The organism is Arthrobacter sp. DNA4, from assembly GCF_024362385.1.
In the GTDB taxonomy this organism is placed as follows: domain Bacteria; phylum Actinomycetota; class Actinomycetes; order Actinomycetales; family Micrococcaceae; genus Arthrobacter.
Genome location: NZ_CP101466.1, coordinates 2,251,524 through 2,264,589 on the forward strand (window position 1 = coordinate 2,251,524; position 13,066 = coordinate 2,264,589).

At 69.2% G+C, this 13,066-nt stretch carries 14 protein-coding genes; 12 read left to right on the forward strand and 2 right to left on the reverse strand.

Annotated features, from left to right (window positions below; genetic code table 11):
* The first annotated feature begins 7 nt into the window (after positions 1 to 7).
* The 4 genes from NMQ03_RS10295 (at position 8) to hrpB (ending at position 4,169) form a co-directional block, all read left to right on the forward strand.
* Positions 8 to 523 carry a flavin reductase family protein gene (locus NMQ03_RS10295; RefSeq protein WP_255175496.1) on the forward strand — a complete coding sequence of 172 codons (516 nt, stop codon included), beginning with the start codon at positions 8 to 10 and terminating at the stop codon, positions 521 to 523.
* 103 nt (positions 524 to 626) lie between these two features.
* Entirely contained in the window at positions 627 to 929 is a 303-nt protein-coding gene (locus NMQ03_RS10300) for a hypothetical protein (protein ID WP_255175497.1), read from the forward strand.
* Positions 930 to 1,020: 91 nt separating this feature from the next.
* The gene (locus NMQ03_RS21055) at positions 1,021 to 1,500 is read left to right on the forward strand and encodes a hypothetical protein (RefSeq protein WP_303695336.1); all 480 of its coding nucleotides are present in this window, start codon (positions 1,021 to 1,023) and stop codon (positions 1,498 to 1,500) included.
* Positions 1,501 to 1,622: 122 nt separating this feature from the next.
* A complete protein-coding gene (gene hrpB / locus NMQ03_RS10310; protein WP_255175581.1) occupies positions 1,623 to 4,169 on the forward strand; it encodes an ATP-dependent helicase HrpB in 2,547 nt (848 codons plus the stop codon).
* A gap of 59 nt (positions 4,170 to 4,228) precedes the next feature.
* Here the strand turns inward: hrpB and NMQ03_RS10315 are convergent, their stop codons facing one another.
* Positions 4,229 to 4,906, reverse strand: a complete 678-nt coding sequence (locus tag NMQ03_RS10315; RefSeq protein ID WP_255175498.1) for an alpha/beta family hydrolase — start codon at positions 4,904 to 4,906, stop codon at positions 4,229 to 4,231.
* A gap of 67 nt (positions 4,907 to 4,973) precedes the next feature.
* Here NMQ03_RS10315 and ligD point away from each other — a divergent pair, with 67 nt between their 5' ends.
* Positions 4,974 to 5,996, forward strand: a complete 1,023-nt coding sequence (gene ligD / locus NMQ03_RS10320; RefSeq protein WP_255175499.1) for a non-homologous end-joining DNA ligase — start codon at positions 4,974 to 4,976, stop codon at positions 5,994 to 5,996.
* A 24-nt stretch (positions 5,997 to 6,020) separates the two neighbouring features.
* Here ligD and NMQ03_RS10325 read toward each other — a convergent pair whose 3' ends face one another.
* Positions 6,021 to 6,641, reverse strand: a complete 621-nt coding sequence (locus NMQ03_RS10325; protein WP_141160539.1) for an L-threonylcarbamoyladenylate synthase — start codon at positions 6,639 to 6,641, stop codon at positions 6,021 to 6,023.
* Positions 6,642 to 6,735: 94 nt separating this feature from the next.
* Here NMQ03_RS10325 and NMQ03_RS10330 point away from each other — a divergent pair, with 94 nt between their 5' ends.
* The 7 genes from NMQ03_RS10330 to NMQ03_RS10360 all read left to right on the forward strand — a co-directional run bounded on the left by NMQ03_RS10330 (position 6,736) and on the right by NMQ03_RS10360 (position 13,065).
* The gene (locus tag NMQ03_RS10330; protein WP_255175500.1) at positions 6,736 to 8,811 is read left to right on the forward strand and encodes a DUF4118 domain-containing protein; all 2,076 of its coding nucleotides are present in this window, start codon (positions 6,736 to 6,738) and stop codon (positions 8,809 to 8,811) included.
* Positions 8,808 to 9,527: a response regulator gene (locus tag NMQ03_RS10335; RefSeq protein ID WP_255175501.1), complete on the forward strand. Its 720-nt coding sequence runs from the start codon at positions 8,808 to 8,810 to the stop codon at positions 9,525 to 9,527. Before NMQ03_RS10330 ends, NMQ03_RS10335 begins: the two co-directional genes overlap by 4 nt.
* A 115-nt stretch (positions 9,528 to 9,642) precedes the next feature.
* Entirely contained in the window at positions 9,643 to 10,074 is a 432-nt protein-coding gene (locus tag NMQ03_RS10340) for a VOC family protein (protein WP_255175502.1), read from the forward strand.
* Positions 10,075 to 10,245: 171 nt separating this feature from the next.
* The gene (locus tag NMQ03_RS10345; RefSeq protein ID WP_255175582.1) at positions 10,246 to 10,920 is read left to right on the forward strand and encodes a hypothetical protein; all 675 of its coding nucleotides are present in this window, start codon (positions 10,246 to 10,248) and stop codon (positions 10,918 to 10,920) included.
* 20 nt (positions 10,921 to 10,940) lie between these two features.
* Positions 10,941 to 11,447, forward strand: coding sequence for an HAD domain-containing protein (locus NMQ03_RS10350; protein WP_255175503.1), 507 nt, complete (start codon positions 10,941 to 10,943; stop codon positions 11,445 to 11,447).
* Positions 11,448 to 11,599: 152 nt separating this feature from the next.
* The gene (locus NMQ03_RS10355) at positions 11,600 to 12,847 is read left to right on the forward strand and encodes an inorganic phosphate transporter (protein WP_303695341.1); all 1,248 of its coding nucleotides are present in this window, start codon (positions 11,600 to 11,602) and stop codon (positions 12,845 to 12,847) included.
* The gene (locus NMQ03_RS10360; protein ID WP_255175504.1) at positions 12,844 to 13,065 is read left to right on the forward strand and encodes a hypothetical protein; all 222 of its coding nucleotides are present in this window, start codon (positions 12,844 to 12,846) and stop codon (positions 13,063 to 13,065) included. The genes NMQ03_RS10355 and NMQ03_RS10360 overlap by 4 nt, the downstream gene beginning before the upstream one ends.
* Position 13,066: the final 1 nt, after the last annotated feature.

The window sequence follows — 13,066 nt, forward strand, 5'->3', positions numbered from 1 at the left end:
CCACTCCATGACAGTCACTTCAGATCTTGCTCCCCGCCGGCTTCGGGATATCTTCGGAACATTCGCCAGCGGCCTGACCGTGGTCACCGGTTCCACCCCCGGCGGGCCCGTGGGTTTCACCTGCCAGTCCTTTGCCTCACTGTCGCTGGACCCGGCGCTCGTGACCTTCAGCCCGGCACGCACATCGAGCACGTGGCCCGTGCTGCGCAGGGCCGGTTCATTCACCGTCAACATCCTCCCCGCGGAACACCAGCACCTCGCCGGACAGTTTGCCCGCCCGGGAACGGACAAGTTCGCGGGCGTCGCGCACGCCCCCTCGCCGCTGGGGAATCCGGTGCTGGAGAACGCGCTCGCCTGGATCGACTGCGACCTCCATGCAGAGTACGACGGCGGTGACCACACTATTGTGGTGGCTGCCGTGCGGCACCTCCACGCGCGGGGCGACGCCGAGCCCCTGCTGTTCTTCAAGGGCCGGTACGCCGGTCTCGCGCCGGCCGGGCACCTGCTCGAAACGGCGGGCTGATTCCGGCCCCCGCCTCCGCACTCTTGCTTCCGGCCCATGTGGTAGTAAGCTTACTGAGCATTACTAGTAAGCTTGCTGATTAAATGGGATGGGAGCAGGAGCCATGGGCGCAATATTCGGTACGGCCCTGTCACTGGCGCTGACCTTGGGCGGTGCTGCGGTGGCGGCGGCAGGTGGCCCCGGGGCGGCCCAGCACTACCTGGCTTACCACGTGCTGCTCGGGGTTGGCATTGGCCTGCTGATCGCCACTGCCCTCCGAACTGCAGCCCGTATCCTCATGGCGCGGCCGGCCCCTCCGGTGCGCGTGGCTGCGGTGCCGACGCCCGCAGTTGATACCGCCACTGTCACGGTCCTGCCCGTGCGTTCCGCGTCCACCCTTCCGATGCGGGGCAGGCATGCGGCCTGACCCGGAGAAACCGGCCGGACCCGCTCCGGCGCGGGCGTCCACTCCCGTACCCCGCCGCCGGGTCCGCGCCCTGATTATCCTGTGCTGCGCCTTGGTCGCAGCCCTTGTCGCGGGAGCGGCAGCCGCCCGCCCGGGCGGCACGGACGACGACGTACTGCGCGGTTTCCAGATCCGCGTGCTGAGCATCAGCCAGGCTGCCTCGGAGAACAGGATGGACGGGGCGCTGGCCGCCTTGCAGGCGCTCGAAAAAGACCTCGGCGAAGCCGCGGCGGCAGGCCGTGTTTCGGCTGCCCGCTACCGCGGCATCGAGGACGCGCTTTCGGCCGTCCGGGCGGACATCGCCACGGAGGTGGCAGCTGCGTCCGCCCCGGCAGCGCCGGCCCCGGACGGCGCCGCCCCTGCGCCTGCCCCTGCCCTGGCAGACACCGCCGGGACCGGGCCCAGCCCGGTGGCCCCAGTTGTCGAGGCCGTCGCTCCGGCACCTGCCCCCGCCCCGGAAGCGCCCGGTTCACAACGGTCGGACACCGCAAAGGAAGCCAAAGGCAAGGGCAGGAGCCAAGGCAAACCCTGAGCGCGGCGGAGGAGTGCTTCCCCGTCAGGGCAGAATGGACGGATGATTCCTCCTGACGGCAACCCCGCCGCGGCGCTTTCGACCTTGCTGCCATCGGTGCCGGTCTAGCCTTCCAAGGCTCCCTGCCCGCACTGCGGCAGGCGTTGAAAAGCGGCGCCGCCGTTGTCCAGGCTCCGCCGGGAACCGGCAAAACCACGCTTGTTCCGCCGCTGCTCGCCAATTTGTATGGCCAGTCCGGCCGCGTCATCGTCACCCAGCCCCGCAGGGTTGCCGCCCGGGCCGCCGCCCGCCGCCTCTCCGCCCTGGACGGCAGCGGCCTGGCTTACCGCGTGGGCTACACGGTCCGGGGGGAACGCCAGGCGGGCCCGGCCACCCGGGTTGAGTTTGTCACCCCGGGCATCCTGCTGCGACGCCTGCTGGCAGATCCCGCGCTTGACGGGACGGCCGCCGTCGTCCTGGACGAAGTGCACGAGCGCGGGCTGGAAACGGACCTCCTGGTCGGCATGATCGCGGAGGTCCGTGCGCTGCGCGGCGACCTCGCCGTCGTCGCCATGTCCGCCACGCTGGACGCAACCCGGTTCGCGGCACTGCTGGCCGATTCCGACGGCGGTGGCCCGGCGCCCGTGGTCGGCTGTGCTTCAGTGAATTATCCGCTGGAAGTGCAGTGGCTCCCGGCACCGGCGGCGCGGCTGGACGCCAGGGGAGTGGCGCCTGCCTTCCTGGACCACGTTGCAGCGGCAGCGGCGGACGCCCACGCACGTGCGCTCACCGCGGACAACGCAGTGGATGCCCTCGTGTTCCTTCCGGGCGCCAGGGAAGTCTCGCACGTGGCCGCGGCGCTCCGCGGCCGGCTGGGCCGGAGCGTAGAGGTGCTCGAACTTCACGGCCAGGTGGCGGCATCGGAGCAGGACCGGGCTGTGTCGGGGCGGAATCCTGGAGATCCTCCGCGGATCATTGTCTCGACCCATCTTGCCGAGTCCTCCCTGACGGTGCCTGGCGTCCGGCTGGTGGTCGATTCCGGCCTGACCCGCGAACCGCGGCGTGACTCAGGCCGCGGCATGAGCGGGCTGGTCACGGTTTCCTGCTCCCGGGCGTCGGCAGACCAACGCGCCGGCCGCGCCGCACGGCAGGGCCCGGGGAGGGTGGTCCGCTGCTACACCCAGCAGGCCTACGGTGCGGCTCCGGCCCACGTCACCCCGGAAATCAACGTGGCGGACCTGACCGGCGCCGCCCTCACCCTTGCCTGTTGGGGAGCGCCCGGCGGGAAGGGACTCATGCTTCCGGACGCGCCGCCGCGCCTGGCCATGGACGACGCCGTCGAGGTGCTCCGGGAACTGGGCGCGGTATCGGACGACGGGCAGGTGACGGCCGCGGGCCGGGTCCTCGCCGCCATCCCCGCCGATCCACGGCTGGCCCGGGCACTGCTCGACGGCGGCGCCTCCACCGGCCACCGGCTCGCCGCCGAAGTGGTGGCCGCGGTCTCCGGAGACCACCGCGCACCTGGCGGCGACCTGCCCAGGCTGCTGGCGCAGCTCCGTGCGGACAAGGGCCCGGCGGGAAGGCGCTGGGCGGAAGAGTCCAGGCGGCTGGCTGCCATGGCGCAGCGGACGGGCGCGGTCGCCCTGCCGGATTCCCCCAGCGCCGCGGATTCCCCCAGCGCCGCGGGGAACCCCGACGCGGTGGGCGCCGTCGTCGCCCTCGCGTTTCCCGACCGCATAGCCCGCCGCGTGCCGGGCAGCGAGGGGGCAGGACAGTACCTGCTGACATCCGGCACCCGGGCAGGACTGCCCGCGGGCAGCACGTTGTCAGGCCACGAGTGGCTGGCCGTGGCCGAAGTGTCCCGGGCCTCGGGCCGGGACGCAGGGGGCACCGGCGCCGTGATCCGGGCCGCCGCGCCCCTGGCCGCCGCCATGGCCGAAACAGCGGCGTCGCACCTGCTGGCAGACACGGTGGAAGCGGACTTCAGCGGAGGCCGGCTGAGTGCGCGCAGGACACGGCGGCTGGGTGCCATCGTGCTCTCGGCCACACCGGTGCGCCCCAGCGCCGAACAGGGACGGAGGGCTGTGGCGGTTGCGTTGCAGTCCCAGGGGCTGGCGGCCCTGCCATGGTCGACGGCGGCGGCTTCCTTCCGGCGCAGGCTCGCATTCCTGCACCGCCAGCTGGGAGAGCCCTGGCCGGATGTGTCGGACACCGCGCTGCTGGAGCGGCTGGAAGAGTGGCTGGGGCCCGAACTGGAGGACCTTGCGGCCGGGAAACCGGTGGGCTCCCTTGACCTGGCGGACCCCTTGCGCCGCCTCCTGCCCTGGCCGGAAGCTGCCCGGCTGGGTGAGCTGGCCCCCGAAAGCCTTCAAGTCCCCAGCGGCTCCCGCATCCGGATCGATTACCCGGAACCCGGCGATGATGGTGCGGCGCCCGTCGTTGCCGTGAAACTGCAGGAGTGTTTCGGACTCGCCGAATCCCCGCGGCTGGTGGACGGCCGTGTCCCGGTGCTGTTCCACCTGCTCTCCCCGGCCCGGCGGCCCCTCGCCGTGACGGATGACCTGACCTCTTTCTGGTCCGGCCCGTACACCCAGGTCCGGGGCGAAATGCGCGGCCGCTACCCCAAACACCCCTGGCCCGAGGACCCCTGGTTAGCCCCCGCCACCGCACGCGCCAAGCAACGCAGGTAGCCGTGCTCCGGGCGCCCCTGTCATGAGGCGGACCGGCATGTGCGGGGAGGACCGCCTCCTTAGCTGTGCGCTGCGATGAACGCGGCCACAGGAGCTGCCAGGGATGCACCCACTTCCCCGGCCGGTCGCTTCTTTCCCGCCACCGCGAAGGAGTGGTCACCGCCCTCCGCCCACTGGAGCACGGCGTTGGGCCCGATCCGGGAGACGACATCCTCAAGGATCCCCGGTGTGGCAAACGTGTCCCGGGTTCCCTGCAGGAACAGCATCGGGGTGCCCAGCCCGTACAGGTGCTCATCCCGGAGCTTCTCCGGCTTCCCGGGAGCATGCAGGGGATAACCCAGGTAGACCAGCCCCGCCACGTCCATGCCTTCGGCTGCAGCCATGGAGGCCATCCTCCCCCCGAACGACTTGCCTGCCGCCCACACGGGGCCGCGGTCACCGTGGGCGTCTGCCTGCGCCCGCGCGGCGGCCACGGCGGCCCGCCAGGCGGCGATGGCCATGGGAGGACGGTCAGGGAACTTCCGCCCTGCCTCCCGGTAGGGGAAATTGAAGCGCAGGGTGGCCAGGCCCAGGCTGTTCAGGGCATCGGTGAAGCCGTGAAGGAAAGGGTGCTCCATGCCGGCACCAGCGCCGTGTGCCACCACCACGGTGGCGGTGGGCTCTGCGGGGCGGGCATAGACGGCGGAAAACGAGGCGTCCCCCACGGCGACGGTGAGCTGCTCATCGGATGCTGGCATGGCTCCATCATGCCGGAGGGTGGCGGATGTACCCATCCCCGCCGGTGGCGGGGTGTACGTTGTCCCCATGGCGAGTGAACAGACCACCATTACCGTGCAAGGCCCCAACGGACCGCGCGACATGCGCATTTCCAGTCCCAGCCGCGTTCTCTGGCCGGACCTGGGTCTCACCAAACTGGATTTGGTGAAGTACATCTGTGATGTGGGGGAGGCATTCATCGCCGCGAACGGCGACCGGCCCGTGGCGCTCCAGCGGTTCTCCGGCAACATCGACGGCGAACAGTTCTTCTCCAAGAACCCGCCCAAGGGCACGCCGGAGTTCATCCGCTCCGTCAAAGTGGTCTACCCCAGTGCGAGGTCCCACCCCCAACTGGTTTTCGACGAGCCTGCCGCAGCCGTGTGGGCCGTCCAGATGAACACCGTGGTGTTCCATCCCTGGCCCTCGCGGGCAGAAAACACTGACAACCCGGACCAGCTGCGGATCGACCTCGACCCGCAGCCCGGCACCGATTTCGACGACGCTGTCCCCGCTGCCCTGGTGCTGAAGGAAGTCCTGGCCGAGGCCGGGCTCACCTGCTTCATCAAAACCTCCGGGAACCGGGGCCTGCACGTTTACGCCCCGATCGAACCCACCCGCGAGTTCCTGGACGTCCGCCACGCCGTCATTGCTGCGGCCCGGGAAGTGGAACGGCGCATCCCGGACAAGGTGACCACCGCCTGGTGGAAGGAAGAACGCGGCCGGCGGGTATTCCTGGACTTCAACCAGGCCAACCGCGACCGCACCATCGCCGGAGCCTACAGTCCGCGGGCCCTCCCGCACGCCCCCGTGTCCTGCCCCCTGGGCTGGGATGAACTGGAATCGGCGGATCCGAAGAACTTCACCATCCTTACCGTGCCGGAGCGGCTGAAGACGGTGGGTGACCCGTGGGCGGACTTCAGTGCCGCTCCCGGCACCATCGACACCCTGCTGCAGTGGTGGGACCGTGACTGCAAGGCCGGCCTGGGAGAACTGCCCTTCCCGCCCGACTACCCCAAGATGCCGGGCGAACCGCCGCGGGTGCAGCCCAGCAGGGCACGCAAGCAGGACTGACCCGCTGCCCCGGCCGGCGGGTGGTCACTCGAAGCGGGACGGATCGCCCATTCCGCGGCGCACCACCTCGGCCACCCCGCTGGAGAAGTCGACAACGGTGGTGGGCTCGGCGCCGCAGTCGCCGGCGTCGATCACGGCATCCACCTGGTGGTCCAGGCGTTCCTTGATCTCCCAGCCCACGGTCAGCGGTTCCTCCTCGTCCGGCAGCAGCAGGGTGCTGGACAGCAGCGGCTCGCCCAGTTCGGCGAGCAGCGCCTGGACCACACGGTTGTCCGGGATGCGCACCCCCACCGTCTTCTTCTTGGGGTGGAGCAGCCGCTTGGGAACCTCCTTGGTGGCGGGCAGGATGAAGGTGTAGCTGCCCGGCGTGACGGCCTTGATGCTCCGGAAAACGTCGTTGCCGATGTTCACGAACTGTCCCAACTGCGCGAAATCCCGGCAAACCAGCGTGAAGTGGTGCTTGTCATCCAGGTGCCGGATGCTCCTGATCCGGTCCAGGGCCTCCCGGTTTCCCATCTGTGCCCCCAGCGCGTAGCAGGAGTCCGTGGGGTAGGCGATCAGGCCGCCGTCGCGGATGATCTTCACTGCCTGCGCGATGGCGCGTGGCTGGGGGTCGTGGGGATGAACGTCAAAGAATCTGGCCATCCCCCGAGCCTACGTTCCCGGGGGCCGCACCGCACCATGTTCCTACGGCGGCGGCTGGCGTTGGGTGGTGCGCGTTGGTGGGAGAATATGCGTCATGGCTAGGGAACGCATCGTCATCGGCCTCAACGGCAGCGACGACGGAGACCTCCTGGTGCACCGGGCCGCCAAGCTCCTTGAGCGGGCCGGCGGGGGCGAAATCCTGGCCATCCACGTCCGGACGCCCTCCGGCGCCGGGAGCGAATCGCCCCACGCACTCGAGTCCCAGCGGCGGCAGGTGGCGGAGCTGGGCGGAAGCTACCATGCACTGTCCGCCGGTGACGTGTCCGCGGCCCTCCTGGACTACGCCCGGGCTTCGCGCGCCACGCACATCCTTGTCGGGCAGAGCCGCCGCAGGTTTACTGTCCTGTCCGGTGGAAGCGTGGAAGCCAGGGTTGTGCGCGGGGCAGGGGACATCGACGTCCAGGTGGTGCCCCGGCCCGCGGCGGCCAGGACCCGCAGACGCCGCACCGGGCTGGGGCGGCGCAGGGTCATGGCCGGTTTCGCGCTCGCCGCCGTCCTGCCCGCGGGCCTGCAGTTGCTGCTTGCAGTCTTTGACCACAGCGTTGCCACGGCGGCACTGCTGCAACTGGCCGGTGCGGTTGCCGTAGCCCTGGTTGGCGGCTTGTGGCCGGCGGTTGCCGGTGCGCTGTGGAGCAGCCTGCTGGTGAACTATTTCTCCACCCCGCCGCTGTATGACCTTGCCATCCGTGACCCACAGGATGTCCTGTCCCTGGCGGTATTCGCCGGCGTGGCCGTAGCGGTGGCAGGGGTGGTGGACCGATCCGCCCGGCGGTCCAAGGAGGCATCAACGTCGCGGGCCGAGGCAGCCACGCTGGCCGACCTGGCCCTGGCCGCATCCCGTGAGGAGGACAACCTCAAAGGCCTGCTCGCGGAAGCGGTCAGCGTCTTCGGTGCCGACGGTGCCGCCGTCGTCACCCGCCGGGCCCCGTCCGGGGTAGTGGCAGAGCGCGGAGCAGCGGCGGAGGGCGGGTCCGTTGCCCGGAATGGGTCCGCGAATGAGGCGACGCCCGGCAGTGTGATGGTTGACGGCTTGATGGTGGACGACGCCGGGTGGGCTGACGACGCCGGGTGGGCTGACGACGGCGGGTTGGCTGGCGACGGCGGGGCGGGCCCTGGGCGCGGCGCATGGCAGGTGATCGCCGCGGCCGGGGATGCGACCGGCTGGCCGGTGATGCCGGGTGCTCCCGGAACCACGGTTGAACCGGTGGACGGGGAAACGTTCCTGGTGCTGGCGGGCCGTGTGGTTCCGCCGTCCGGGCGGCGGCTCCTGGCAGCCTTCGCAGTGCACGTCAAAGCGCAGCTCGAACGCCGGCAGCTGGCCGCAACCAGGAATGAAATCCTCCGCCTCGCCGAGGGCAACGTCATGCGGACCGCCATTCTCCGGGCCGTCTCCCACGACCTTCGAACGCCCCTGGCCGGCATCAAACTGGCCGCCGGGGGACTGCTGCAGAACGGCGTCTCCTACACCCGGGCAGAGCAGCAGGACCTGCTGGAGACCATCGACGCCTGCACCGACCGGCTGGACCTGCTGGTGGGCAATCTCCTGGACATGTCACGCATTACCGCCCAGTCGGTGGAACCCCTGCTGGGTCCGGTCCGCTGGACCGAGGTGGTGGACGCCGCCCTCCGCGGACTGCCGGCAGGGGCGGTGACGGTGGCGCTGCCTCCGAACATGCCACCCGTTGACGCCGATCCCGGCCTGCTGGAGCGGGTGGTCGCCAACATCCTGGAGAACGCGCTGAAATACGCCGCTGGAAGCCGTGTGGTGGTGGCGGGCGGTCCGGACGGCAACGTCCTTGGCGGCCATCCCTGCGGTGAACTGCAGATTATCGACCACGGCCCCGGGGTTCCTGCCCGCAAGGTGGTGGACATGTTCAGGCCTTTCCAGCGGCTCGACGACCGGTCCCAGTCCACCGGCATAGGGCTCGGCCTGTCAGTGGCCCAGGGCTTCATCCAGTCCATGCGGGGCACGCTTACAGCTGCCGAAACCCCCGGCGGCGGCCTGACCATGGTGATCCGGCTGCCCCTCTCCACCGGCATCCCGGCCGGTACCCCGGCTGGTGGGTTCCCAGGCAGCAGCGAGCCCACCACCGCGGCGGGCCAGCCATGACCGCCAACCACGCCGGCACCAAAGCCGGGGGCCTGCCCGCTGCAGCGCGGGTACTGGTCATCGACGACGATCCGCACCTCCTCAAGGCCCTTCGGATCACGCTTGCCGCGCACGGCTACGCCGTGGACACGGCCGTGGACGGCGCCTCCGCCCTTGCCGCGGCCTCGCGCCAGGCACCGGATCTGCTGGTCCTTGACCTCGGGTTGCCGGACATGGACGGGACCGAAGTCCTGCGGAACCTTCGCCGCTGGAGCGCCGCGCCGGTGCTGGTCCTGTCCGCCCGCCACGGGCCCCCGGACAAGGTGGGCGCACTGGACGCCGGCGCCGACGACTACATCACCAAACCATTCGGGCTTGATGAACTGCTGGCACGGCTGCGTGCCCTGCTGCGCAGGGTGCCGGAGCCTCAATCCCGCCCCGTGGTCAGCTCCGCCGGGTTCACCGTTGACCTTGTGGCCCGGCAGGTCCTGCGTGCCGGGCAGCCGGTAAGGCTCACCCCCACGGAGTGGAGCATCCTCGAAATCCTGGTCCGGAACCCGTCCCGGCTGATCTCGCAGCAGCAGTTGCTGTCCGAGGTCTGGGGGCCGTCCTACCGGAAGGAGGTCAACTACCTCCGCGTCTACATGGCCCAGCTGAGAAGGAAGCTGGAGGAGGACCCCGGCAACCCGCGGCACCTGCTGACCCAAGCCGGGGCAGGCTACCGTTTCGTACCCTGAAACGAGGGGTGAACAGGGGAGTCTTCCCCTACCCGCCCGCCGCCGGATGGGGCAGGATGTTGAGTGCCCCAGTCCCGGCCGCAGCAGTCCCGGCCCCTGTGAAGGAGATCCTGCCATGCCAACAATCCTCAATCCCTACATCAGCTTCCGTGACAATGCCCGCGATGCCATGAACTTCTACCAGTCCGTCTTCGGCGGCGAACTCACGCTCAGCACGTTCGCCGACTTCCAGGCCAGCGAGGACCCCGCGGAAGCGGAAAAGATCATGCACGGCATCCTGACCACCACCCAGGGCCTGGTTCTCATGGGCGCTGACACCCCGAACAGCATGGAGTACCACCCGGGGTCCTCCATTTCCATCTCGCTCAGCGGCGATGACGAGGTGGAGCTCCGCGGGTACTACGAGAAGCTGAGTGGCGATGGGGGAGCGGTGACCGTTCCCATGGAGAAGGCGCCATGGGGTGACGTTTTTGGCATGTGCACGGACCGGTTCGGTGTCGCCTGGCTGGTCAACGTCAACGCAGCCCGGGCGACGGCGGCACCCTGACCCCCGGGTGGGCGGCGGGCCGGCCGGACTGCTGCCTGACCGCCCGCCGGTGCCGTCCCTTGCTTTCCCACCCCGGGCCCGCTCCTTCAAGGCCGGGCCCGCTCTGTAAGGACGGCCCCAGTCCTTGAGGCACGGGCTTGGGACTGCGAGGATTAACGGGTGAGGTCCTTCATGGAGTTCCTGTCCGACAAATGGTGGATGGTGTTTCCACTGATGGCGTTCGCGGGCCGGTGGGCAGGCGGCTGGCGGCGCGCGGGAGAACGACGGCACCGGCGCCGGGTTGAACTGTACGAGCTCAAGAACCAGGCACTGGAGGCAGAGAAGGCTTCCGCTGCCGAGGTGCAGGCCCTAATGGCCACACACGACGCCACCAACCGCCGGTGGCTCGAGTACGAGCTCGACGTGGGCAAGCTCATCGACTTCCCACTCATGACCGATGTCCGTGAACCGCTCACCGTGGCCTTCCTTCGCGCCAAGCGGGACGCCGATGGCCAGCGCCCCGTCTCGCCCGGGGACCTTCGGTCCGCGTCCGGACTGGAGGCCTACCGGCAGGCGGTCAACAACTATGCCGTGGCCCTCGATGTTGCCGAGCGCGAAGCCCGCCGCATCCGGGACAGCAGGTTCAGCGGACCCGAGCGTGAACGGCTGGCCACGGCCCGCAAGCTGCTGATGCTCGCCGAGGACCAGGCGGCTACCCCGGCGGAACGGCAGGCAGCCTACAAACGGGCCCGGCGCGAGCTGGACGGCCTCATCGTCCTCCCTGACGTCACCCTGGCCGCCCTTGAGGGAAAGATCGCCCCGGAGCTGGATGCGGGCCCCCGCCCGGCACAGTTCCACCAGGGTTGAAGCAGCCGCGGGGTTGCGCCGTGGGCTGCACGCTTTACCTGGACGTCGACGGCGTGGTCTGCCCGTTCGGCCCCCAGGGAACCACCGGCTGGGGTTCCCCCTGGCAGCAGGCCGACGCCGGGCTGTTGCCCGTCACGTTCGCAGCTGAACTCGTTGCGGGGCTGAACACCCTGGCCCTGACCCCCGGGCTGCGTTGTGTCTGGCTCACCAGCTGGGAGGAACTGGCGCCCCAATACCTGTGTCCCGCCGTCGGGCTGAAGGGCAGCCGCTGGCCGTACCTGAGCGCGGACGGGGCGGCCGGTGGGACCGGCTGGTGGAAACTAAGGGCCATCCAGGATGACGTCGAAAGCACCGGGCCCGAAGCCGTCGCCTGGGTGGATGACCAGTTGGCGTTCGAGGCAGAAGCGCAGCGCTGGGCACGGTTCCTGGGCAGGCGGATCCTTACCGTCTCGCCCCATCCCCGGCGCGGAATCACGCCCGCCGAACTGGACCGGATCCACTCTTTCCTGGCGCAGCCCGTGTTTTGACCTCATGCCGGGGACGCGTACGATCGATAAGGTTTCCCGCCGGTTGTGCCAGCGCCGCAAGTCATTCCACGCAAACAGCTGGTGAACTATGCTGTCCAAGGCAGCCTGGTAGGAGAAACTGCTGAACGTCGACTCTGCAGATTGGGCAACAGGTGGATATCACCTTCATGGTGGCGCTGGTCATTGGACTGGCACTATTTTTCGACTTCACGAACGGCTTCCATGACACCGCGAACGCCATGGCAACGCCCATCGCAACCGGTGCCATCAAGCCCAAGACGGCGGTGGCCCTGGCGGCCGTCCTGAACCTGGTGGGCGCCTTCCTGTCCACCGAGGTGGCCAAGACAGTGTCCGGCGGCATCATCCGCGAAGGCTCCGGCGGAGTACAAATCACGCCGGAGATCATCTTTGCCGGTTTGATGGGAGCGGTTCTGTGGAACATGATCACGTGGTTGAAGGGCCTGCCGTCCAGCTCCTCCCACGCCCTCTTTGGCGGCCTGATCGGTGCCGCGGTGGTCGGGGCAGGATTCAGCTCCGTCAATTTCGAGAGCCTGCTCCAGAAAGTCATTCTTCCGGCGGTCTTCGCCCCCGTGATTGCCGGCCTCGCCGCCTACGTCTGTACCCGGCTGGCCTATGCCCTCACAGCACGCCACGATCCTGAAACCGGCACCAAGCTCACCCAGAAGCGCGGTGGCTTCCGTACCGGCCAGATCTTCACGTCCAGCCTGGTGGCCCTGGCCCACGGAACCAACGACGCGCAGAAGACCATGGGCATCATCACGCTGGTCCTGATCGCTGCCGGCAGCCAGACGCCCGGCTCCGGTCCCCAGCTCTGGGTGATCACCGCCTGCGCCCTGGCCATCGCAGTCGGAACCTACGCCGGCGGATGGCGCATCATCCGCACCATGGGTTCGGGCCTGACCGAGGTCAAGCCGGCGCAGGGTTTCGCGGCTGAGACCAGTACCGCCTCCGCCATTCTTGCTTCCTCGCACCTTGGCTTTGCCCTCTCCACCACCCAGGTGGCTTCGGGATCCGTCATCGGTTCAGGAATGGGACGGCGCGGCACCACCGTCCGCTGGAACATGGTGGGCAAAATCGCGCTGGGATGGCTCTTCACTCTTCCGGCCGCCGGCATCGTCGGCGCCCTGACCGCCCTGCTGGTGAAGACCGGCGTCGTGGGTGTCCTCATCGCGGCCATCGCCGGCACCGGGGCAGTACTGTTCATGTTCTTCTACTCACGCAAGTCCTCCGTCAGCCACCAGAACGCCGTCGAGGTCGAGGAAGCCGGACAGGCTGTCCGGTTCGCCAAGAAGAAGGCCATGGCCCGTGCCCGGGCCGAAGCAAAAGCCAAAGCGCAGGCCGACGCCAAAGCCAGGAATTCCAAGGAGAATCAGCGATGAAATGGTTGGAACTCCTGACCGTTGCAGGCACCACCCTCGTATCCGCGGCAATCGTGGTGACCCTCTACTCGCTCGGGGTCCGGTTCACCGCCATTGCCGCTGACGCCGAGCAGACGTCCCCCGGGGTCAAGCGCTCTTTTGCCTACGTATGCTTTGGGCTCTGCGTCGTGGCCGTCCTCTTCGGGCTGTACCTGATCATCCCGTACTTCTCCAAGTAGC

What these genes read in the sequence shown, in the direction of transcription:
- NMQ03_RS10295 (WP_255175496.1), top strand. Translation starts at nt 8, where the DNA reads ATGACAGTCACTTCAGATCTTGCTCCCCGCCGGCTTCGGGATATCTTC.
- NMQ03_RS10300 (WP_255175497.1), top strand. Translation starts at nt 627, where the DNA reads ATGGGCGCAATATTCGGTACGGCCCTGTCACTGGCGCTGACCTTGGGC.
- NMQ03_RS10315 (WP_255175498.1), bottom strand. Translation starts at nt 4,906, where the DNA reads ATGCCAGCATCCGATGAGCAGCTCACCGTCGCCGTGGGGGACGCCTCG.
- ligD (WP_255175499.1), top strand. Translation starts at nt 4,974, where the DNA reads ATGGCGAGTGAACAGACCACCATTACCGTGCAAGGCCCCAACGGACCG.
- NMQ03_RS10325 (WP_141160539.1), bottom strand. Translation starts at nt 6,641, where the DNA reads ATGGCCAGATTCTTTGACGTTCATCCCCACGACCCCCAGCCACGCGCC.
- NMQ03_RS10330 (WP_255175500.1), top strand. Translation starts at nt 6,736, where the DNA reads ATGGCTAGGGAACGCATCGTCATCGGCCTCAACGGCAGCGACGACGGA.
- NMQ03_RS10335 (WP_255175501.1), top strand. Translation starts at nt 8,808, where the DNA reads ATGACCGCCAACCACGCCGGCACCAAAGCCGGGGGCCTGCCCGCTGCA.
- NMQ03_RS10340 (WP_255175502.1), top strand. Translation starts at nt 9,643, where the DNA reads ATGCCAACAATCCTCAATCCCTACATCAGCTTCCGTGACAATGCCCGC.
- NMQ03_RS10345 (WP_255175582.1), top strand. Translation starts at nt 10,246, where the DNA reads ATGGAGTTCCTGTCCGACAAATGGTGGATGGTGTTTCCACTGATGGCG.
- NMQ03_RS10360 (WP_255175504.1), top strand. Translation starts at nt 12,844, where the DNA reads ATGAAATGGTTGGAACTCCTGACCGTTGCAGGCACCACCCTCGTATCC.